We start from the raw sequence: 22,784 nt of genomic DNA, 5'->3' as shown, positions 1-22,784 counted from the left end.
TATTTACTTCTTCTTACTGGTTTTCTTCTTGGTTTGTTTACTGGAACTTTTCTTTGCAGCAGTTTTTTTTGCAGTGGTCTTTTTAGCCGCAGTTTTTTTAGTCGCGGTACTGCTCGACTTCTTAGCCGTCGTCTTCTTGCTGCTCTTCTTAGCTGCTGATTCTGAGTGGGATTTCGAAGCCTTTTTCGTGGTTTTCTTAACTGAACCACGAGGCTTATCCGCCAACTCAATCACCGTGCTCTTCATCTTCAAGCCGGCAACCTTCTGGTCATCGGCCCATGCCTGCAAATATAGATGGCTCTCCAAACAGTCGCTCGCCTTGACTTGCTTAAGCAAGAACGACTCGACCGCTGGAAGATCACCTCCATCGCTGACTACCCCCTCTTGTTCCAATAAAAACGCCAAACGTCGATCCACTGGCATCGCATGTCCGCCGTAACACAACAGCATGACCTGTGATTTCACATAGCTTGGCACGGCAGGCAACGCATCAAGATACGCCTTCTGCTCTTTCTTGCCTTTGCCATCGATCGACTTCATCGTCACACCGTGCTCAAGGTTATACACAGCATTCAGCGCTTCACGCAGCCGAATGATACGTTCCTGAGCAAACGGGTATTTTTTACCAATAATTTCAACAAGCTCTGAAACGTGTGTGATGCGAAGTTCATTCACATCGACCATCACTTCCATCAATGCCCCCAGCGCGTCCTCAGCCTGATCGCGTGTCGTTTCCCAAGTCAGGAAACCAATGATCAACTGCGTCACGCCATCACGAGGAGGAAACTCCTCTGGCTTGTAGCTTTTCTTTATCTTCTTCAGCAGCGTTTCAAACTTTTTCGCTTGATCACTCACTCTGATATTCCTTATCTAACCCTTGTCATCTGAGCCTCTCATCAGCCGCTTGCCAACGCGAGCTCACTCAGCCTGTTCCCCTGTCTCATCCTGTTCAACCACGTCCTCAACCCCATTTTCCTCTTCGTTTTCAGAAGTTTTTTCCATCCCCTCATTGATCGCCGTAAAAATCTCTGCCTGCTTTTTCAAGCTCTCATCCAGTCGAAACTCAAAGTGTGGCACGATCCGAAGCGCCACTTCATTCCGTACTAAGTGCTGAATATGCACGCGAGCATGATTCAAACCGTCCACCGTCAGGTTCTGATACTCCTTCGGCAAAACTGACACATGCACCAATGCCTGCTTCATGTCCTTCGTCACCTTCATCCGTGTGATACTAATCATCCCACGAATACGCGGATCAGAAATCTTCGTCTGAAGAACCTTCGAAATGGCTTTATTCAGCTCTGACTGAATCTGTGCAATCTTGTGCGACATGAATACCTTTTCTTCCCTTGATTGATCAAGTCCAACTATCTAACTTACGATTAGTTCAAACTCAATCCGACGACCTCACTACTCACTGCCCTGTCAACAGTTCCAGGTTATGATCCTGGACGTAGTAACCTCGCCCCGCCATAATTTTGTCCACGAGCTTGTCCATAGCACCCTGCGCATACTTCACATCACTCGCTGCCATCACGATCCCAAGTACCGCCGTTGTCATGCTGTCCTGCATACCCACTTCAGCAACTGAAACCTGATGCTCACGGTGAAGACGATCTTTCAGACTCTTCACCACACGCCGCTTATCTTTCAGCGACGTCGATCCGTCTACGACCAGTTCAACTTGAAGCACGCCGATGACCATCTTCGCTCACGTCCAATTTGTCAATAAAGAAGATCGCGGGCTACTTTCATAGCCCGCGCTTCATTAGTTTTATTAGTTAAGCTCAAGCTTACGCTTCACTTCAATGACGCGGTAACACTCGATACGGTCGCCGGACTTGATGTCCTCGAAGCCGACCAGCCTGATACCACACTCGGTACCTGCTCTGACTTCCTTCACCTCATCCTTCACGCGGCGAATACTCTCGATATCACGTTCATCAATAACGACAACGCCGTTACGTGTGACTCTTGCCTTGCAATCTTTCCGCATTGAACCGTCTTCGACGACACAACCCGCAACCATGCCAAGCTTCGAAATCTTGAACGCTTCCTTAACTTCCGCAACGCCGACTTGCTCTTCCTTCTTCTCTGGAGCGAGCATGCCTTCAAGTGCCTGTTTCACTTCATCCGTCAGTTCATACAGCACGCGGTAAAGTCTCACATCAACTTTACGCGCCTCTGCGATTTCACGAACCGCCGGCGTGATTGTCACATGGAAACCGATAATAATCGCATCCGATGCATCCGCCAGAACAACGTCCGACTCCGTCACGCCGCCAACAGCACTGTGCAGCACCTTGACTTGGACCTCATCGTTTGACAATTTCTCAAGACTATCACGAAGCACATGCAAGGTACCCTGCACGTCTGCCTTCAAGACAACACGCAGATCCTGCTTTTGGCCTTCCTTAATCGCACTCGCAAAGTTGTCGAGTGTGACCTTGGTCTGAGCCGCGAGCATCTGCATACGTTCCGCATCGCGGTACTGCTGTGCAACCTGCTCTGCTTGTTGCAGACTATCCGTTACATAGAACTTGTCACCAGCATCCGGCAAGATATCAATACCGGACAATTCCAGTGGTGTCGCCGGGCCAGCACTCTTCAAGCTAATACCCTTGTCATCCGTCATGTCACGGACACGACCGAACGCACGCCCAATATTGATGTAGGAACCGACCTTCATTTGGCCTTCCTGCAGCAACACTCTCGCAACACTACCGCGGCCCGTCTGCATTTCAGCCTCAACAACCGTACCCCTCGCAGGGCCGCCGTAATCAGCTGTCAGTGACAGAAGCTCAGCCTGGTAGTCAAGAATCTCAATCAGATCCTCAACACCTTCGCCGGTAATCGCGCTGGTCTTAATAATCTCAGTTTCGCCACCCCACTCAGTTGGGTTAAGTCCATGCTCAGCAAGTTGGCCGTAAATTTTCTGAATATTCTCTGGTGTTGCCTGTGGCGTATCGCACTTGTTCAGAGCAACGACCACCGGCACACCTGCTGCCTTCGAGTGATTGATCGACTCAATCGTCTGAGGCATACAACCGTCGTCTGCCGCAACAACCAATACAACCATGTCAGTCATACCAGCACCGCGTGCACGCATTGATGTAAACGCTTCGTGACCCGGCGTATCCAGGAACACAACCGTCTTATCACTAGCATCCGAACCCTTGATCGTCACACGGTACGCACCAACGTGCTGGGTAATACCACCAGCTTCGTGTGCTGCAACGTCTGCCTGACGAATTCGGTCGAGCAAGCTCGTCTTACCATGGTCAACGTGACCGAGCACGGTAACCACTGGCGGACGGCCTTTAACATCAACCTTCTCACGACCTTCAAACTGCTTCACAAGTGTCTGCTCAGCAGTCTCCATTTCCTTCACTTCCAACTCGATGTCGTACTCAAGCGCAACTTCCATCGCTGCCTCAGTATCAATCGCCGAGTTGATCGTCGCCATGATGCCCTTAGCGAACAAGTATTTCATGATTTCTGCGCCCTTAATACCGGTCGCAGCACTGAAACTCTTAATCGTAATTGGCTCAGCAATTTCAACCTTGCCGCCGATCATCGCTGGCGTCTGAGCAATCGCTTGGCCGCGCTTATTCAAGTCACGACGACGTTGCTTCATGAAACCCGATGCACCTTTCAGCCGTGCATCCAGTTCTTCCATATCCGCTTGCGAAAATTTACTTGGACCCGATGGCAATGCAGCCGAACCACTACGTCCACGACGTTGATTCATACCGCGACGACCGCCACCTGGACCGCCGCCTTTACCGCCACGCTGTGGACCGCCACCACCTTGGCCCGGGCCACCAGCACCAGCGCCAGCACCACGTCCGCGTGCCGGACCACGTGATCGTGAGATTCCTTCAACTGAACCCATGTCCATCGGTGGCATCTGAACACCACCGCCGCCGCGTGGGCCTCTTTGCCCACCGCCACCGCCGCCCATTGGGCCACGTGGACCACCACCGCCGCCACCGCCGCGACGAGGACCGCCACCACCTTGGCCACGTGGAGGACGCTGAACCACTGGTTCAGGCTTCTCAACACGGATAACCTTCGGTCCCTTCAGAGCTACCTGCTTCGGTTTCTCCATCATCTGACCAACTGGCTTAATGATCTCCGGACGGTCAGGCACATTCACCTTACCCAACGCCTTCACGACGCGAGGACCACTCACCTTTGCGACCTTCGTTGGCCCCTTCACCACAGGCTTCTTATCCTCGCCCTTTTTCTTCTGGACTTTCTTCTCTTCCACAATCTTGGGCTTCGCTTTCGCCTTGCCCGCAATCTGTTCTGGTGTCACGACCGCTGGCTTCTCAGGACGCTTCTCAGCTTCCTCTTCAACCTTAGGCTCGACCACCTTCTCCACCTTCTTCGGCGGCTCTTTCTTCTCAACCTTCTCCTCAACAACCACTGGCTCTTCAGCCTGGATCTCGGCAACAACCTCAGCTTTCGCTTCAGCTACTGCCTCAACCTTCTCAACCACAACGGGTTCAGCTTCCTTCACCACCGCTGCTGGAGCTTCTGTTGGGACGGCCTTCGCCGCCTTAGGCTCAACTGCCTTCAATGGCTTCGCCTTCTTACGCGCAGGGGCTTTAACCTTCTCAAGGTCAACCTTCTCAGCCGTCTCAACGGCTGTTCGATCAGTCGCAGCTGCTGCTCCACTGAACCACTGGCGAACTGTCTCCGCCAAGCCCAGCTTCACCGTTGACATATGATTCGTTATGCCCGGCACGCCCTCGGCCTGACACTTATCAACGATCGCTTTGCTCTTTACGCCAAGTTCCTTGGCGAGCTCAAATACGCGCTTGGCTTTTGCCAATGCTCACTCCTTCCGATCTCTTCGATCGGCGGTTAGTCCTGCTGGACCCTTCTTACTTATCATCGCAACGGCAACGCATACTCACGTCTAACAATCCGCTGCAACGCAGTCCAGCTTCAATCTTTCAATCAAAACCCAACGCAGGTTCTGATTAGCCCGCCACGGCTCTCGCCGCTTTAAGCCCAACGGCCACAAAGGCCGCCCCTCCCAAACTCCCCCCTTATCTCCCCCAAATCATCTCCCCATCGACAATTCCACTCCCCCAACATCTATTTTCAACCAAGCAAGCGAACACGCTTACTCTGCTTTTTCTTCTTCTGAAGCTTCCGCCTCACCAGTCGCCGCATCTTCATGCTGTTTTTCGAGCATATCAACAATACTGCCACCTTCGTCTGCCGCAGGTGTTTCTGGAGTCTTTGGAGCCTCTTCAGCCTCCTCCTCAACCTCAGCAGTCACTTCAGCTTCCCCAGCTGCTTCCTCTGTGGGAGCAGCTTCATCTTCTGGAGCATTCTCAGAAATACTTTCCGGGGTGCTTTCAGGAGCAGTTTCGGGAGCTGGCGTCACCAGATCACCCAAAATCGCAGCAGCCTGAGCAGCGCCTGGCATACTCGAGATCTCATCCTGCTCCGAAGCCTTACGCTTCGCCGCAGCATCCTTCTCCTTCGCCTGCTCTTCGCTCAATGTCTTGCCACGCTCAATCGAAGCGTCAACCATCTTCTCAGCAAGCTCGGACTCAATCGCCAGCTGCTCAGCAAGATATTCACCACCCACCTCTTCAATATCAAACACACTGATCACACCAAGTGCAGCCAGCTTATCAATCGTCGTATCATCCATGCCTTCAACTGTTCGCAAGCATGTTTCCATCGCATCCAAGTTCTTCGTGTATTCAGGAGGCGTCAGAATATCAATGTCCCAGTTCGTCAGTCTTGCAGCCAAACGCACGTTCTGGCCACGCTTACCAATCGCCAGCGACAACTGATCATCTGCAACAACAACCGTCGCACGACCAAGCTCAAAGCACAGCGAAATCTCAACAACCTCTGCAGGCTTCAATGCGTTCTGAATCAAGATTTGGCTCGACTCATTCCAACGCACAATATCAATCTTTTCACCACCCAATTCATCAACGATGTTCTTAATGCGACTACCACGCACGCCAACGCACGCACCCACCGCATCAACCTTCGAGTCAATCGAACTCACCGCAATCTTCGTGCGGTGACCCGGCTCGCGGCTCATCGCCTTAATCTCAATAATTCGCTCGCTAACCTCTGGCACTTCAACCTCAAACAGTCTGCGAATAAACTCAGTCGAAGCACGGCTCAGCACGATCTTCACCTGATTGCCGCTCTCGCGAACATCCAAGATCAAACAACGCACGCGCTCACCTGCCTGATGCTGCTCTCCCGGTATCTGCTCGCTGCGCGGCATAAAACCTTCCGCACGACCAATCTGTGCCACAAGCGCCCCACCCTCATAACGCTGAGCCATACCCGTCACCAATTCGCCAACTCGGTCAGCAAACTCGTTATAGATGCTCGAACGCTCGTCCTCACGGAATCGCTGGATCATCACCTGCTTCGCGGTCTGTGCCGGAATTCGGCCAAGCTCCGCAAGATCGATTTCTTCTTCTTCATGCCACAACCGAATCTGCCCCGTCAACCGGTCAACCTCACTACGAAACTCTTCTGTACCCTCTGTATTGAAGTGCTTACGTGCAGCACTCACCATCGCTTGCTCAATATCAGCAAACAAAGCATCCTTATCCACGTTTCTTTCACGTGAGATCGAATCAATCAGTCGTAGCATTTCACTAGAGTTCATTTGGCCAGTTTCCATCTATTCAGTTGTTAGCAAGCTTCTTCAAGCTCACCTTCGAAATTCAACATACACGGCTCGCCTGTCAAATCTCTCACAGGCATCGAGCACAATCCCCTCCCAATCCCCCGCCCCCCAGTCGTCCTGCAACGAAAAACCACGCTCCAACTTCTGGAAACGTGGCCTAAGACGAAAACCAATCAGATCTTTCGATCGATCAGTCGCAGCGAATGTAACACTTCAGTTACACCACGCCCGTCACCTCCTTTTCGCTCGCCGCATACTTAACGATCACATCACTGCAATCTATAAGCAAATCAGCGAACCTTAACGATCCTTCCGGAACAGCATGTTCCATCCAGACCGACGAAGGTGCCGGAGCTCCAAGAAGTGTTGGCAAAACACAACTTCCATGATGGGCCGATTCAGCGCCCATCACTGTGCCAACGCTCCAATTGAATGTTCACTTTCGTGGACCATTCGCATACGCCTCAGGCTGTCAATTCCATACAAAACGGTAAACAACAAGCGCAAAACGCCTGTCCTTGAGTCACTAAGTCTATAACACACAGCCCCCCTGTCAAGAATCCCCACCACCTTACCACTACCTAATCCAATTCTAACCCCCATCTCCCCCCCCTCCTCACCCCTCTCTCCGCCATCCTTCTCAACACCAAACGACACAAGACCTTAATATAAAGCTCCTCCACCCCCGACCCATCGCCTGTACTCCACACAAAATCCCCTTCTCAGTCACCACAACCCCACTTTTCTCCCCCCGGGCCAACCTCAGCTTGATAACTCACCTCCAATCGCGCATAATACCCCGCTCGACTTGCTCTCACGGCCCCTCGCGGGCCAAACAGTCCCTTTATTGTGGATTTGTAACCAAACAGACAGCAGTTTTTTCAACAGGAATCAAAAACATGGCCCACTCACTGAGTGCCAAAAAGCGCATCCGCCAAAATATCCGTAGCCGCGCAGTCAACCGCTGGCGCAAGCGTTCATACCGTGAAGCAATCAAAGAGTACCACGAACTCATCCTCCACGGCTCAGTCGAACAGTGCGAAGCGAAACTCACCGAGATCTACAAGGTTCTCGACCAGACCGCTTCCACCTCAGCGATGCACAAAAAGACCGCCTCACGCTACAAAGGCCGTCTCGCTGTTAAGCTCAACAAGAAAAAAGCTGCCTAACACCCCCTCCCCCCCCCGGAAGCTTGACCACTTCCAATCGGGCATTATGAGGCTAGGCAACAAAATAGAAGACTCAGCAACCCCGCACCTCGCGGGGTTGTTTCACATGCATACTACAAGACGCTACGATCAAAACCGGCCCAGCATCATTCATACAAAAAAGCCAGTAGCAAAAGCTACTGGCCTATAAAGCAATTTGCGTATTGACTTTCCGCCTTATCCAAACCACAAGCGGCAGCCAATCAATCCCCAAAATCTTTAGCCATAACGACCAACTAACCAACGCGGGAAGGATTTGCGAATGACGCTCTGTCCTCTCGTCTTCACAATCACTGCACCCACTGCCCAGCCTTAAATCTCGCCGAATACGCCTTTAGGAAATCCGCCTCAACCCAACGATTCAACGATCGCAACTCCTTCACTCTGCCCCCAAGCATCTCAGCAATCACCGCATCTTCAGCACCAAACGCCGATCGATACATCCCCCTCACCTCACCTCTCAACTGTTTTGCACGCTCCACATCACCCACCTTTTCGCATGCCGCCGCAAGCGCCGCCTTACCAATCGCAACCTGCAATCCCAGCTTCGCCACATGCCTGTCATAAACCCGAACGACATTTTCAAGCTGGATTTTCGCATCGCCCCCGCGACCCGCCTTCAACCACATCATGCCAGCCTGCAAGCGGTACGCTGCAACTTCAATTTCACCCACGCCATGTATTCGATCAAGCAGATCGCCCGACTTCTTGAACTTGGCCGCCGCATCGCTGAACCGCCCCTGTTTGTAGCGAAGCAGCCCCATATTGTAATGAGCATCTGAATAATCTCGTCCCGCCTTATTACCCGTCACCTCCAAAACTTCAATCTGCCTCACGAGCAGTGGCTCGGCATGGCTCAACTGCCCAGCCTGAGTATAAACAAAGCCCAAGTTGTTCAGCGACATCGCCATCTCAGTACTCTCCGCACCATACTTCCGCTCCACCAATGCAAGCTGCCGCTTATGCGCTCTGATCGCATCCTGATACCGCCCCATCTCTGTGTAACACAGACCAAGCAAATTTACCGCATCAATCTGTATGTTCTCATTCCCTGACGCCTCGATCCCCCGCTGCGCAAGTGCCCGCTCAAAAGCATGTGCCGCTTCCGGCCACGCCTCCATCGCATATGATGCCATCCCCATAACAATAAACGATTCCACCACCTTCATATCACCCGCCCCATACTGCTCCATCGCAAGATCCACTGCCCGCTGCCCAAGGCCTTTTGCCTGCATAAACTGCTGCCGTTGATATCGCATCCGCGCACCGTTGTAGACCGTATTCCAATCGCTACTCGCCTCTGGCAACCCCATACAGCCAACCATCCCTACCAACAACATCCCAATTAACAATACAAACTCTCGCCTCAACTGAACCCTACGATTGTACATGCGATTTATCTCCATCTATTCAAATAATCCACACTCAAACTCATACGAACAAACAAGCCAACATAATAATTCTTTTCCTATCACTTCGAAACCTTTACACACATCAACTCATCGCTATTTGGCACACCATTTGCAACCACCAATCATGTGATTCTCATTTTCTCATCCCATTCTGTGACCAAAACACACTCATTTTCACCTATTTATCAGCTAACTTTCACATTCCTCACGCAGAACCCGTAAAAGTTGCAGATTTGAGAATTCCCCCCAAACGCTTTCCAACCACCATCAAATTAAACACTTATATGCATTTCAAAACACGCGCACAAAATCTGTGCGCACACGCAAAACGCGCCTTTTTGCGCACAAGCATTTTTATGACTGTTCAAAAAATGTTCACTGCATGCGTACAGCCAACCCTTCTCTAACCTGCGCATAGCCCATCTCCCCCTGTTTTTGATCCACATCCAATCTCATCATCATCCGCCCGCGCGCACAAAAACGCGTCACCACTGCTCTATACAGAAGCCTCAAAACACCCAGAAACCCAGCACTCCAGACTCAAGCTTACGGGGGTCATTTAGAAATGACATAAATTGCTAGATCAGCATTCAGATTCGGATCATCCGCAACACGCTCACCCGTCTCACTATTCAAGCAAACCGCATCGTGAATCACAACACCCTTTTGCTTACAGAAATCCTCCCAGTCCTTGATCGACAAGAACCGTCTGTTCGGCGTGTTAAACCATTCAAAACTCAATTGCCCATGCTCAGTCCCCGGACTCACACCCTCATGGTACAACTCGTTACGCAGATCCTTGTACGCAAAGTTCGGGAAGCTCACAATACACTTCTTCCCAATTCGTACCATCTGCTCAACTAACTGCTCGGTATGAACCACCGACTGCAATGTTTGACTCAGCACCACGTAATCAAATTCCCCATTCCCAAACATCGGAACGCCCTTTTCAAGGTCGCTCTGAATCACGTCAAAACCCAACTGAATCGCAGCCTGCAGATTCGCTTCATCCAATTCAATCCCCACCAATCGCGACGCCTCACGCTGCCTTGCTAATTGCATCAGCAGCCCCCCCTGCCCGCAGCCGAGATCTAAAACACTACTATTTTTCTCGATCAATCCGCAGATCTGGTCATAATCTAAGCGCTTATTATGGAAGATACTCTTCACATCCTGTGGCAGCTGATTCACATCCACATCGGCAAACGTCGCATCCACCGTCGTCGTATCTAAGAATCCACGCACGATCCCGCCATAACGCTCAAACTCATTCGGCAACAAAAACGCGTCATGACCACAATCACTCTTAATGTTGCAGTAACTGACATACTTTCCACGACTAATCAGCGCATTGCGCATCTGCTTCGCCTGAAACGGCGGGAACAGCCAATCACTACTAAAACTCATAATCAGCCAACGGCAGCCCGATTTCCCAATCGATTCCGCCAACTGTTCATGCGTATTACCCAGATTAAAATGATCCATCGCAAGCGAGATCACCACATAACTGTTCGCATCAAACCGTTCAACAAACTTATCTCCCTGATACGCCAGATAGCTGCTGATACTAAAGTGTTTCTCAAACTCAGTATCGACCGCCCGTGGTTCAAGCCGATTGTTATCAAACTTATCTCGCATCGATTCGCGCGATAAATACGTGATATGACCCAGCATTCTCGCAATCGCTAAACCGGTATTCGGCTTGGTTTCCTTATCGTAATACTGCCCGTCATGAAAATTCGGATCTAACGTAATCGCATTTCGCCCCACCACATCAAACGCCAATGCCTGACTGGTCAACGTCGGGCCGGTTGCAATCGCAGCAATCGCGCCAACACGATCCGGATACTTGGTTGCCCAGCACAGTGCTTGATGTCCGCCTAAAGAAGCGCCGACAACCGCGAAGAGTTTTTCGATTTCAAGGCGGTCAAGTAATCGTTTTTGAACATCAACCATGTCACCGATCGTGATGAGCGGAAAGTCTTTGCCATAAGGCTTATTCGTTGCGGGATTAATGCTGCCAGGGCCGGTTGTACCGCGACATGAGCCGAGTACGTTTGAGCAGATCACAAAGTATTTATCTGTATCGATCGGCTTGCCCGGGCCGACCATGATCTCCCACCAACCGGGGTCGTCATTTTCATCATGGGCCACAATATGCGAATCGCCGGTGAGTGCATGACAAACCATCACGGCATTGTCTTTTACCGCGTTAAGCTGGCCATAGGTTTCATAAACGACTTCAACCTTAGGCAGATGATCGCCCCGTTCGAGCGCAATCGGGCCTTCAAACGTCTCGGTCTTTGCATATTTCAGCGGTGCGTTTGTCCGGGCATCATCGCTACTAATTGGCAATTGCTCTGTCATTGCTTCACTCTATCCGCCCCCTGTTTTGGATTATTGTGCAAGCGGAGCGTTTTGTAGCTCACCGCTTGATCTTCTTATTCTACTCAATTACAGGCAAAATGCGCTATTTTAGATGCTCACTGCTTATCAAACAGAGGACGGAGCTTTCGCTCCGCCCTCTGATATTACCTAACTGTTGATTAGCCATCTTCACTCCCCTTTTTCCCTTCCTCAATTCCTCCTCGGGATCGATCTCCTATCTTTCTCCTCCCGATCCAATTCCCTACAGATCTCCTCGTGTAGCGAGCATGGTTCTCAATTCAGACAGCAGGTATAAACAGCATGGGGTATCGATTCGATACCCCATGCCAATTCACTTGATTTCAATTGAACTCAATCAAAGTTAAACAGTTGCGAGGCTGGCGGCTTTAAGAGCCTGATCGAGGTCAGCGATGATGTCTTCGGCATCTTCGATGCCGACGGATACGCGGACGAATTCAGGCGTCACGCCGACGGCTTGCAGTTCTTCTTCGCTGAGCTGAGAGTGGGTTGTTGAGGCAGGGTGAATGATGAGTGATTTTGCGTCGCCGATGTTGGCAAGGTGCGAAAGCAGCTTGACGTTGTTAACGACGGCTTTGCCAGCTTCGATACCGCCCTTAACGCCGAAGCCGAGAATGGCGCCCGCTCCGTCTGGGAGGTATTTCTTCGCATTATCGTTGGTGCGATGGCTTTCGAGGCCGGGATAGTTAACCCATTCCACATCGGGATGCGATTCGAGATACTTAGCGACCTTGAGCGCGTTTTCAGTATGACGTGGGAGGCGGAGGTGCAACGTTTCCAGACCTTGCAGGAATAGGAACGCGGCGAATGGGCTCATGGCAGCGCCGGTGTCGCGGAGCCAATTGGTGCGGATGTGAATGATGTACGCGATGTTGCCGATTGGACGGAGCGCTTCTTCGAAGACGGCGCCGTGGTAAGACGGACAAGGTGCACAGAATTCAGGCCATTTTTCGGGGTTGTCAGCCCATTTGAAGTTACCGGAGTCGACGATGCAGCCGCCGATGTGCGTGCCGTGACCGCCGATGAATTTGGTGGTTGAGTAGACAACGATATCGATGCCGTGCTCGATGGGGCGGAAGAGGTAGGGTGTGAGGACGGTGTTGTCACAGATGACGGGGAGGCCGTGAGCGTGAGCGGCGTCTGAGATTTTCTGGAAATCGGGGACGTCACACTTGGGGTTGCCGACGGATTCGAAATAAACACAGCGTGTGTTCTCATCGACGAGGTCGTTGATTTGTTCTGGTTTTAATGGATCGAAGAAGCGGACTTCGATACCGAGCTGCTTGAATGTTTGCGTGAAGAGTGTCCATGTGCCGCCGTAAAGTTGTTTGGAAGCAATGAAGTTCTGGCCTGAGTGACAGATAGTGAGGATGGCTGCGTTGATTGCGGCTTGGCCTGATGCGAAGGCGAGTCCTGCGGCGCCGCCGTCGAGTGCGGAGAGGCGTTTTTCGAGGACGTCGGTTGTTGGGTTCATGAGCCGTGTATAGATGTTGCCGAACTCTTTGAGGCCGAAGAGGTTGGCGGCGTGCTCGGTGTTGTTGAAGTTGTATGAGGTTGTGGCGTAGATGGGTACTGCGCGTGAGTTTGTAGTAGGGTCGACTTCTTGACCTGCGTGAAGGGCTTGGGTGCCACGTTTATAGTTCTGATCTGACATGGGTCTGTTCTCCGTGTCTTCTCCCCCGACCGTGCGGCTCGATGATTTGGTGTGAATCGAGCGAAGGTTGCTGGGCGGGTTTGAATGGTTGGGCCGGTGAAACGAGTTTGGTTGGCTTCGTTCCAGACGATTTTGATATTGTTGGTTTGATATCGCAGCCACACCGCTGCGGGTATGGGAGGTACTTTAGCGGTGGCGGAGTGGGCTGCCAAGGGGTTAAGGGCGTATTTTTACATTTTTTTGTACAAATTTCCACGATAGTGAACAAAACTGGCCTGAGAAAATGCGATCAAGGATCAGCGGATGGATTACTCTGCTGAAAAGTTGGGACAGTAATCCACAACATCTATGGTGAACGTACTTGTGACACTGAAATGTGCTGAAGCATAATGTCAAATGGCATAAATTTGGGCATTGCAGGCGTCTAACATAGCATTACTACTCTAGTATTCTGCAATCAAACAAATTCAGACGCTCATTTAACGTCTTGTCTTATATAACTTATAGATCATATTGTTATTATCATTCTTCATACAAATTAAGCTGCACAAAGACTTCCCCGTATCCCATTTTCAAAAAACCTAGACGTACAGCAAGATCATACACGAATTTAAACTATTGTTATTATTGTTTTTATGATTTAAATACCGTTCCAACCGAATGACTCGCTCATAATTTAGCATCCTGATATCATATAAGACGAACTAAAGAAATTTTAATTATTTCCAAACATGCAGGTTGACTGGGGGTATTGCTTAATGTTATATAAGTAATTGGCAAACACGTACTTGATTGTTTGTTTGATTTAGGATTCATAATGGACTCTTAACACAACCACAAAGAATCAACGCCATGGGCATGGCATGTTCACTTTGCTTCCGGGTTCTTGACAGTTTGGTTTTCGGGATTAAAAGGAGAGCAAAACAATGGTTTTGTTGCGAAACACACAGCGTAAAGCATTTACACTAATTGAACTTCTTGTCGTTATTTCTATTATCGCATTGCTTATCGGTATCTTGCTGCCAGCCTTAGGTGCGGCTCGCAAAACAGCCCAAAAAATTCAGTGCGGAAGTAATCAAAAGCAATTGGGGGTTGCGGCTTACGTCTACCTCAATGACTCAGATGACTTCCTTATGCCTTCTCAGACCCAATGGGGCATGGCGAGCACAACCAATCGTAAGTATTGGGCTGGTATCATGAACTCAAGCGGCATTATCAAGAGTGGTGAATTTTTCATGTGCCCGGGCTGGACACCTGCACGTGAAGATCTTCTTTTGAATATTAATGTCAACGATCCAACTGACCTTGGCTATTTTAAAACAGACTACGGTTACAACTGGGGCAACCTAGGTACAATGTACCGCTCCGTGTCGTCGTATAAAACACATACGGTCCCAGGCCCTGGCAGCTGGTACGGTGCCGCTCCTGATTGGGTCCCATACACACACAAAATGGTTGAAGTAAAGAAGCCAACAAGCACAATCATGTTTGCTGACTCATTCAATCCTAAGTGGAATTTGACTGGTGACGAAGCAGGTATTTTCCAGATCCACGACTCATACAACAACCTGAACACTTACGAGGTTCATCCTCGCCACCAGAATGCGGCTAACGTAACTTTTGCTGACGGTCACGTTGAAAGCAGATCAACACCATGGAAGCCAGATGCAGATGGTGTCGCACGAGCCGTAGAAGATTCTGCATATGCTGAAAATGCACTTGGCGATTCATACCTAATCCGTATCGGCACGCAAGAAGCAGAAAACATCTGGGACATCAACTAAATTAATTTGACCCCACACCACCTGTTCGATCTTTAAGATCGAGCAATCCCAATCTGACCTGAAACTTCTCTGGAAGTTTCAGGTTTTTTTGTGTGCTGAAAAAATGAGCTAGGCTGCAGGATTTTGAGAGATGGGATGAACCATATCCTACTACCTGTGGCAGGCTTGAAGCAGGAGAATTTGTGGTTGGATTTGGTGCAAGCAGCAAAGGAAGAATCTATGAGCGGCCCCAGAAAATCGTCGCTAATGGAAGATACTGCGGCTAGGTTTTTAGAAAAGCTGCTGGGGCGACTGGGAATTGATTGTTGCAAACACCCCACGACCGGCGGTCGTGGGCTTGAGGGAGGGAGATGGGAGGGGGGGGGGGGCTTGGATATTGAGAAGAATCTGGAGCTGAGCTGGAAAGGTTGCAGCTATTTGAGTTAGATATATAACAGCAACAAGCGCATATACGTTCGAGATCAAAAGAAGCTGACTCGACCGAGTCAGCTTTGTGTATATTCAATGGTTAGACTAATCGTGTATTAGATGGTCTGCGATTCGGCAGCGAGGGTATTGCGGATGTGGGCGGTGCCGGTATTGAGGTCATTGGCGAGAACGGTGAAGCGTTCTTCACGGTCGTAGAGGTCGAGTATTTATTACGAAACTGCTAGACGCAGATAATTGCTGGCAGAGGAAACAGATAAACACGAGTCAATTCAATTTTGCGGTACAATTGGTCGGAAGGATGTAGTTTACATTTTTAGTCATTCCGTTGACATAGTCTGGAGATGAACACGTATGGGGCTGTTAAAATTCTCATTTTCAAAGTTGATAAAAGCTTACATGATACTCGTTGGGTCGGTGATGATTTTGGGCTTAGTTGGCGGCGTGGCCGTGAAGCTTTATGAAATACAGCTTGCTTGGCGCTCTGATACATTTCAATCAGTTGAAGGTCATGTAGAATCGCAAACGGTTATCCTCAGCTCTGCTTTGGGCGCTCGGAATCAATACGAACCTGTGGTGCGATATAAGTATAAGGTTGAGGGGAAGGAATATACTGGCAGCCGAATTGCATTGGCGCGTGAGGTAACATTTAGAAAACGAGAAGATGCCAAGCAATGGTTAAGAGAGAATATACGTGAAAACAAACGCATTGAGGTGTTTTACCAACCAAACGACCACTCCGTGAGTACATTAAATACAGCCGCCGACCTATCAATGTATAGCTCTCTATTTACCGCGTTAAAGTTTGCTTCTTTGGGCATCGTGATTGCCGCAATCTTCTTAATACCACGATTTAAACGACTCTTCAAAGTGAAGAAACATCAAGCAAACAAGCTGATTTCATCGAAGTAATTTATCAAAGAATTAGTATTTAAAAACCCCGTACCAAAGTACGAGGCTTATTTGCGATTTTTTTACAACCCAATCATATATTAGACGGTTTGCGATTCGGCGGCGAGGGTTTTGCGGATGTGGGTGGTGACTGTCTCGAGATCGTTTGGCAGAACGGTGAAACGTTCTTCGCGATCGTAGAGGTCGAGCATGTGTTGTGGGAGTGGGGGACGGGTGCCGGTTGCTTTCTCGACGTTGTCTGGGAACTTGGCGGGGTGAGCAGTGGACAAGGTGACCATAGGTGTGGACTTGTCGGTGGCTGCGTCTTGTTCGCGCCACGCTGCTTCGACGCCGACGGCGGTGTGGGGGTCGATGAGTTTTTCGCTTTGTTGATAGACTTTTTCGATGGTCTTGAGTGTTTGCTCTTCATCGACGCGTTGAGCGGTGAAGAGTTTGAGTGCTTTTTCACGCTGGGCTTGGCCGAGGGTGAAGGTGCCTGTTTCGGTGAGTTGGTTCATGAGGTCAGCGATGGCTTTGCCGTCTCTGTCGTAGAGGTCGAAGAGGAGACGTTCGAAGTTGGATGAGATTTGGATGTCCATTGATGGGGACATGGTTGGGTGAACTTCGCCGAGGGTGTGAGCGCCGGTGTTCATGACGCGGGTGAGGATGTCGTTGAGGTTGGATGCGATGACGAGCTTGTCGATGGGGAGGCCGATTTGTTTTGCGGCGTAGCCAGCGAAGATGTCGCCGAAGTTGCCGGTGGGGACGGTGAAGTTGATGGTGCGATCGGGAGCGCCGAGGGAGACAGCGGCTGCGACGTAGTACACCATCTGAGGCATGATGCGCGCCCAGTTGATTGAGTTGACGCCTGAGATTTTGATCTCGTCACGGAAGTCGTGATCGTTGAACATGGCTTTGAGAAGGTTTTGACAGTCGTCGAAGGTGCCTTCGATGGCGATGTTGTGGACGTTGTTTGCATCGACGGTTGTCATCTGGCGTCGCTGCACTTCGGAGGTGCGGTTGTTGGGGTGCATGATGAAGATGGATGCACGCGAGCGGCCACGGATTGCTTCGATGGCTGCGGAGCCTGTGTCGCCTGAGGTTGCGCCGACGACGGTGATGCGTTTATCGCGTTTATTGAGGACATAGTCGTAGAGACGGCCGAGAACTTGCATGGCCACGTCTTTGAATGCGAGGGTTGGGCCGTGATAGAGCTCCATGAGCCAAAGGTTTGGGCCGAGCTGTGAGAGGGGTGCGACGGAGTGATCGACGAAGGTTGCGTATGACTCATCGATGATCTTCTTGAAGTCTTCGTCGGGGATGCATGGGCTGACGAAAGGCTTCATAACGCGGAAGGCGATTTCGGGGTATGAGAGGCCTCGCATTGCGCGGAGGTCATCGGCGGAGAAAGTGGGCCACGTTTCGGGGACGTAGAGGCCGCCATCACGGGCGAGGCCGGTCATGAGGGCGCCTTCGAAATCGACAAGTTCGGCTGATCCACGAGTACTGATGTAACGCACGGTAATTACTCCGGTTATGAGAAGCAAATTGAGGTTATTTAGGAAGGAAAAGTGCTAGTGCTAGTGACTAGTGCCAGTGGGAATGAGTGCGTGCGGGATGAGGCTAGATGAATATTGTATCAGGGGGTTGGAATTGAGGGAAAAAGGTGGTGTTTTGGGAGATAATTATGCTGATTTTTATATAACAATTTGTAGAATAGTCGGCATGTCAGTCATTATTGGAATTACCGTAGATACAAAAGACAACACCTGGGACTCAGGCAAATATCAGTCTGGGCTGGGTTACTCGAATTACGTCGCTGAAGCGGGCGGGATCCCGATCCTGTTGCCACAGCGCGTTGAGTTGGTGAAAGAGTACGTCGATTTGTGCGATGGCATGATCTTCACCGGCGGCGACGATTTAGATATGGCCAAATTCGGGCATGAACAGCATCCGAAGTCGAATCTGCTTTGCCAAAAGAGGCAAGAGTTCGAGACGGCTTTGTACAACGAGATACATAAAGATTCGGAGTATCCGGTCTTGGCGATCTGTCTGGGTATGCAGTTAATGGCGTTAATGCATGGCGGGAAGATCAATCAGTGTTTACCTGAAACGCTAGAGTCACATGCGAAACACATGAATGATTTGAAGCATCCAGTGGAGCTGGTTGTGAATGACTCGGTGCTGAATGATGTGACGGGTTTGACGACTAGCTATCACAGGCAGGCGATTGAAGATCCGGGTGATCTGCGAATTGTTGCGCGTGATGAAGATGGGACGGTTGAGGCGATTGATGACCCGAGTAAGCCGTTCTATTTGGGGGTGCAGTGGCATCCGGAGCGGAGTGCGCGAGATGCGTGCGGACTTGGGACTATTGCTTTGGTTGTTGAGGCTGCTCGTCGCTATAAAGCCAGCCGTGCAGGATCACAAGCGCAACCCCGATAAGCAGCTGGACGTCAGCTAAATTGAAGATCCATGGATAGAGTCGTGTTGTTGGCAGCATGTGAAACATGTCGCGGACAGCGCTGTAGACTGCGCGGTCGTAGAGGTTGCCGAGTGCACCGGCGAGGATACAGGCGAGACCTAGGTGGAAGAGGCGGGATTTGGCGGGTGATCGTGCAAAGAAAAGCGAGATGACAACAAGGGCGATCAGAGAGATTGCGATGAAGATCGGTCGCGCGCCCTTGCCGAGGCCGAAAACGGCGCCGGTGTTGAGCGTGAGTTGAAGATTGAGGAGGTAGGGGATCACAACGACGGGTTCTTCTCGTGTTGGGATGCGATCGGCAGCGGTTGGGAATACGTAGATTTGATAGCGTTTGGCGTCGGTTGAGAGCGAGGGGTATTCGGTGGGCGTCATGTCAGGAGCGGCGGCGAGAATGTCGACCGGATGCGGCGCAACGTACTCGAATGCGTAGTGCTTGATGAGCAGGTCTGCGGCGAGGAGGGTTATAGTCGCGGCAAGAAAGACGATGATGGCGCGTGGGGATTTGTAGGCACAGAGGCTGGGCGTTGGGGTGCCACTTGCGGGAGACGGGGGGGATGGAGGAGATGGTTGTGTGTTTTCAGGGTTCAAATCTGTATCTCTAATCGCTGGTTAGGTTAGTTTTACGATATTGTAGCGAGAATAATGAGAGGGATGCGAGGGTGAGTGTGTGTGTGGGGGGGGGGGTGTAAAAAACGCTCTCACGAGGAGAGCGTTGATAGTCTCAGTTTACGCCGGTCACGCTCAATGAGTCTATATATCGGTTTAAATGCTGCGGATGTGAAAAAAATCAGATCGGCAGGCCGCGGCGTTCACGTTCACGGGCAACTTCAATTGAGTACTTGGCCCATGGTTTGATTTCGAGGCGGACACGTTGAATCGGTTTGCCTGACTGGACACAGATGCCGTAGGTTCCGTTGCGGACGCGCAGGAGAGCGGCGTCGATATCGCGGAGGAGTCGGCGTTCAGACTCCATGAGGCCGAGAGTGAACTCTTGCTCGTAATTGTCAGTACCGACGTCGGCCATGTGTAGCGGCATGTTGGAGAGGTTGCCTGCTTTATCGCGTGCGGACTCCATATGCTCGACGTCGCCGATAATTTCTTCACGTTTTTCGAGGAGAAGCTCGGTGAATTCTTCGAGGTCGGCGGCACTTAGGCCAGAATCGATTTTTTTGAGTTCATCTTCTGTGAGCTCGATAAGGAAATTATCGATAACTTCCTCTTCCTGAGCTTTTGGGATGATGGGTTTGCGTCGGGTTTTGGACGCTGTCGATTTCTTTTTAGTCACTTTTTTGGTTGCTGCTTTTTTGGCGGCGGCCTTTTTCGTGACGGCTTTTTTAGTCGCGGCTTTCTTGGCAACGACTGCTTTTTTGGCCACTTTCTTCTTTGCCACTTTCTTTTTGGTAGCAGCTTTCTTAGTCACAGCCTTTTTCGTGGCAGCCTTCTTAACGACCGCTTTTTTGGTGGCGGCTTTCTTCGTTGCAGCTTTCTTAACGACCGCTTTTTTGGTGGCGGCTTTCTTCGTTGCAGCTTTCTTGGCTACCTTCTTCTTGCTGGCTGCCTTCTTGGCAACTTTCTTCTTGGTCGCTTTTTTCTTAGCCAACGTGAGACTCCATGCGTTCTGTAAGTTGTTAATCTGAAACAACTAAGAGGGAGTGATTATTTATTTCAATGACCAAAATTCACAGGTATGTGTAATCGAAAGAATCCGGAACTCTCTCTCGTGTGAATCAGGCGATTGGGCCCGAGGTGGCCGAATCTTAACTTTGGGATTAACAAACCGCAAGCAATTTTAATGATCTGTAGAACTTTGGATTCCACGGATCGGAATGACCGGCACAGGTTTACCTGCAAGGTACTTACATGATTGTCTGCTACAGGTGGGTGAGGCTGCGGGGGGTACGGGGAATGGGCGTGTCTAGCGTGATTTCAGTAATGTTTGCGCTGTCATGAGGGTTATTTTGCGGTGCGGGATGAAATCTGGAGTGGGAGGAGATTAATCTCCGTGTTTTTGGCGGAGGCGGCCTGAGAGACGGAGGAGGAGTTGGACGCGCTCAAATTCGTTGAGCCAACACTGGAGTGACTCTTCAAGTTCTTCATCGGGCACGGGTGCTCCTGGAAGTGGGCATGCGCCGCCGAGTTGCTGAGCAGCGAGGCGTCTATAACGGCATAGCGTGCGGTCCCCGTACCAGCTAACTTGCTCATAATCTTCTGCAAGGAAGACGACGACAGGGACGCGTGTGCCTTGGTTAATGGTGATCTGATCACGAAGCTCGGGGACTTCATCGCGGTCTACGTAGCGGAGATCGATGCGATCGGAAGCTTGAGCAATTTTCTCGATAAGCGGAACTTGCTGAACACAGTCGCCGCACCAGATACCTGAGACGACAATAATTTTCATTTCACGAGAGAACTCGGCAAGAAGCTGCTTTTGAGCATCTGTGAGTTCGATTTGGTTATAGATATCGGTCCAGTCGGCTTGCTGCTGGGGTTTGCCGGTGGCGACATAGGTTGGGTAGTCGGTGGCGGCGTCGTGAATGCTTTTTAGGAATGCTGCATCCATGGGGATGATTCTCCGTTTGCTTTTAGGTTGGTTGAGCGTGGTATGGCTCAAGGTAATGAGGAGGTGCGTGAGGGGATGAGGAAGGAAGTGGGGGGTGGGGGGGGGGATTGTGTGACCAACCCGTGGGATCATGGAAATTATTCCCGATCGGCTAGCCCGTGGATATCGGCGGAAAATGTGGAAATTCTTGCCAATTACGTCAAAAAGTGTCCTACAAGGCTGTCAACAGGGAATAAGGATTGCGTGAATTGGCGAAACATCAAGCTGGAGGGGAGAAAAAAGGCGTAAGGAGGCAGGTGCGGGGGGAGGGATGAGATTGCAGGCGATTGGGGTTGGTTGTTGCAAACACCCTGCCACCGGCGGTGGCAGGCTTGAAAGAAACGCATCAGCTCAATTCAATACGCATTGGGTCAAGACCGGCGACCTGTCAGGTCGCGGCTACTTGAGAAGAAAAAAAGTTAGAGAATGGAGAAGGAAATGGGGTTGGTTGTTGGCGGGCTTGAAGTAGGAGAAAAATGTAGGCGGGGAGGATGGGGAGGAGGATGGGGAGAATAAAAAAACCCGCCGTGGGGCGGGTCTGATGATTGTTTTTTAAGGGGGGGATGAGGGAGGCAGGCTATTTATTTTTCGAGCATGCCAGATTGGCGAGCGTAGTCGAAGACGCCTCCAGCTTCAATAATGGGCTTGACGTCGCCGAGTGGTTTCAGGGCGTATGCCTTGCCGGAGGTGGTGTTGCGTACTTCAGCTTTCTCGAGGTCGACTTCGAGGTTATCGCCGGTTTTGACCTCTTCGACGAGACGTTGAACGGATTCGCATGGAAGCAGGTATCCGCCGTTGACGCAGTTTCGGAAGAAGATACGTGCGTAGAATTCAGCGATGACGACTTTCGCGCCGGCTTCAGCGATAGCGAGCGGTGCGTGTTCGCGGGATGAGCCGCAGCCGAAGTTTTTGCCACCGATGAGGATGGTGTATTCGGTTTTGAATTCATTTTCGGGTACGAAAGGGATGTCGCCATCGGGGAGGCCGCGTTGGCCTTTGGGGACGCCGACGTTTGCGTACATGCCGAAGTACTTGCGTTCTTCGGGCTTTGAGGGGTCGTATGAGAGGAATTCAGCGGGGATGATCTGGTCGGTATCGATGTCATCGCCAAGGACGTATGCTTTGCCGGTGATGATGTTTTCCATGTTGGATCTCCGTAATGAAGGCTCCCGAGAAGAATGGCAGGGCGCGTTTGATTGTAGACGCGAGTGATGCCTGCGTGGGGAGGCGA

20 protein-coding genes are annotated in these 22,784 nt (G+C 50.8%); 6 read left to right on the top strand and 14 right to left on the bottom strand.

Annotated elements, in window-relative coordinates:
* Positions 1-3: 3 nt before the first annotated feature.
* The 6 genes from KS4_RS17500 to KS4_RS04575 all read right to left on the bottom strand — a co-directional run bounded on the left by KS4_RS17500 (position 4) and on the right by KS4_RS04575 (position 7,097).
* Positions 4-855, bottom strand: a complete 852-nt coding sequence (locus KS4_RS17500) for a hypothetical protein (RefSeq protein ID WP_200761578.1) — start codon at positions 853-855, stop codon at positions 4-6.
* 63 nt (positions 856-918) lie between these two features.
* The gene (gene rbfA / locus KS4_RS04595; protein WP_145075259.1) at positions 919-1,332 is read right to left on the bottom strand and encodes a 30S ribosome-binding factor RbfA; all 414 of its coding nucleotides are present in this window, start codon (positions 1,330-1,332) and stop codon (positions 919-921) included.
* Between the two features lie 82 nt (positions 1,333-1,414).
* Positions 1,415-1,693 (bottom strand): DUF503 domain-containing protein, encoded by a 279-nt coding sequence (locus tag KS4_RS04590; RefSeq protein ID WP_200761577.1) that lies wholly within the window; start codon positions 1,691-1,693, stop codon positions 1,415-1,417.
* Between the two features lie 84 nt (positions 1,694-1,777).
* A complete protein-coding gene (gene infB / locus KS4_RS04585) occupies positions 1,778-4,840 on the bottom strand; it encodes a translation initiation factor IF-2 (protein ID WP_145075254.1) in 3,063 nt (1,020 codons plus the stop codon).
* Between the two features lie 297 nt (positions 4,841-5,137).
* Positions 5,138-6,667, bottom strand: coding sequence for a transcription termination factor NusA (gene nusA, locus KS4_RS04580; RefSeq protein ID WP_200761576.1), 1,530 nt, complete (start codon positions 6,665-6,667; stop codon positions 5,138-5,140).
* Positions 6,668-6,905: 238 nt separating this feature from the next.
* A complete protein-coding gene (locus KS4_RS04575) occupies positions 6,906-7,097 on the bottom strand; it encodes a hypothetical protein (RefSeq protein ID WP_145075248.1) in 192 nt (63 codons plus the stop codon).
* Positions 7,098-7,587: 490 nt separating this feature from the next.
* Here KS4_RS04575 and rpsT point away from each other — a divergent pair, with 490 nt between their 5' ends.
* Positions 7,588-7,857, top strand: a complete 270-nt coding sequence (gene rpsT, locus KS4_RS04570; RefSeq protein ID WP_145075245.1) for a 30S ribosomal protein S20 — start codon at positions 7,588-7,590, stop codon at positions 7,855-7,857.
* 329 nt (positions 7,858-8,186) lie between these two features.
* On the opposite strand, the gene KS4_RS04565 is transcribed toward rpsT, so the two are convergent.
* The 3 genes from KS4_RS04565 to KS4_RS04555 form a co-directional block, all read right to left on the bottom strand.
* A complete protein-coding gene (locus KS4_RS04565; RefSeq protein WP_200761575.1) occupies positions 8,187-9,287 on the bottom strand; it encodes a tetratricopeptide repeat protein in 1,101 nt (366 codons plus the stop codon).
* Between the two features lie 576 nt (positions 9,288-9,863).
* Positions 9,864-11,675, bottom strand: coding sequence for a homoserine O-acetyltransferase MetX (gene metX, locus KS4_RS04560; RefSeq protein ID WP_145075240.1), 1,812 nt, complete (start codon positions 11,673-11,675; stop codon positions 9,864-9,866).
* 382 nt (positions 11,676-12,057) lie between these two features.
* The gene (locus KS4_RS04555; protein WP_145075237.1) at positions 12,058-13,368 is read right to left on the bottom strand and encodes an O-acetylhomoserine aminocarboxypropyltransferase/cysteine synthase family protein; all 1,311 of its coding nucleotides are present in this window, start codon (positions 13,366-13,368) and stop codon (positions 12,058-12,060) included.
* Between the two features lie 926 nt (positions 13,369-14,294).
* On the opposite strand from KS4_RS04555, the gene KS4_RS04550 reads away from it, so the two are divergent.
* The 3 genes from KS4_RS04550 (at position 14,295) to KS4_RS04540 (ending at position 16,490) form a co-directional block, all read left to right on the top strand.
* Positions 14,295-15,152: a prepilin-type N-terminal cleavage/methylation domain-containing protein gene (locus KS4_RS04550; RefSeq protein ID WP_145075234.1), complete on the top strand. Its 858-nt coding sequence runs from the start codon at positions 14,295-14,297 to the stop codon at positions 15,150-15,152.
* Positions 15,153-15,287: 135 nt separating this feature from the next.
* Positions 15,288-15,578, top strand: a complete 291-nt coding sequence (locus KS4_RS04545) for a hypothetical protein (protein WP_145075231.1) — start codon at positions 15,288-15,290, stop codon at positions 15,576-15,578.
* A gap of 354 nt (positions 15,579-15,932) precedes the next feature.
* Entirely contained in the window at positions 15,933-16,490 is a 558-nt protein-coding gene (locus KS4_RS04540; RefSeq protein WP_145075228.1) for a DUF3592 domain-containing protein, read from the top strand.
* An 80-nt stretch (positions 16,491-16,570) separates the two neighbouring features.
* Here the strand turns inward: KS4_RS04540 and thrC are convergent, their stop codons facing one another.
* Positions 16,571-17,989, bottom strand: a complete 1,419-nt coding sequence (gene thrC, locus KS4_RS04535; protein WP_145075225.1) for a threonine synthase — start codon at positions 17,987-17,989, stop codon at positions 16,571-16,573.
* A gap of 205 nt (positions 17,990-18,194) precedes the next feature.
* On the opposite strand from thrC, the gene KS4_RS04530 reads away from it, so the two are divergent.
* A complete protein-coding gene (locus KS4_RS04530; protein ID WP_200761574.1) occupies positions 18,195-18,914 on the top strand; it encodes a gamma-glutamyl-gamma-aminobutyrate hydrolase family protein in 720 nt (239 codons plus the stop codon).
* Here the strand turns inward: KS4_RS04530 and lspA are convergent.
* From lspA to KS4_RS04515, 3 genes are all read right to left on the bottom strand, one after another.
* Complete coding sequence (lspA, locus tag KS4_RS04525) at positions 18,841-19,542, bottom strand: signal peptidase II (protein ID WP_200761573.1); 702 nt, start codon at positions 19,540-19,542, stop codon at positions 18,841-18,843. The two genes, KS4_RS04530 and lspA, sit on opposite strands and share 74 nt — an antisense overlap.
* A gap of 199 nt (positions 19,543-19,741) precedes the next feature.
* Positions 19,742-20,554: a TraR/DksA family transcriptional regulator gene (locus tag KS4_RS04520; protein ID WP_145075216.1), complete on the bottom strand. Its 813-nt coding sequence runs from the start codon at positions 20,552-20,554 to the stop codon at positions 19,742-19,744.
* A 393-nt stretch (positions 20,555-20,947) separates the two neighbouring features.
* Complete coding sequence (locus KS4_RS04515; protein WP_200761572.1) at positions 20,948-21,514, bottom strand: thioredoxin family protein; 567 nt, start codon at positions 21,512-21,514, stop codon at positions 20,948-20,950.
* A gap of 310 nt (positions 21,515-21,824) precedes the next feature.
* On the opposite strand from KS4_RS04515, the gene KS4_RS04510 reads away from it, so the two are divergent.
* A complete protein-coding gene (locus tag KS4_RS04510) occupies positions 21,825-22,022 on the top strand; it encodes a hypothetical protein (protein ID WP_145075210.1) in 198 nt (65 codons plus the stop codon).
* 112 nt (positions 22,023-22,134) lie between these two features.
* Here KS4_RS04510 and KS4_RS04505 read toward each other — a convergent pair whose 3' ends face one another.
* Positions 22,135-22,698, bottom strand: coding sequence for a LeuD/DmdB family oxidoreductase small subunit (locus KS4_RS04505; RefSeq protein WP_145075207.1), 564 nt, complete (start codon positions 22,696-22,698; stop codon positions 22,135-22,137).
* Positions 22,699-22,784 lie beyond the last annotated feature (86 nt).

The organism is Poriferisphaera corsica (assembly GCF_007747445.1).
Lineage (GTDB): Bacteria > Planctomycetota > Phycisphaerae > Phycisphaerales > Phycisphaeraceae > Poriferisphaera > Poriferisphaera corsica.
Note: the sequence above shows the minus strand (reverse complement) of the source record. Positions and strands in the feature narration are given on the sequence as shown.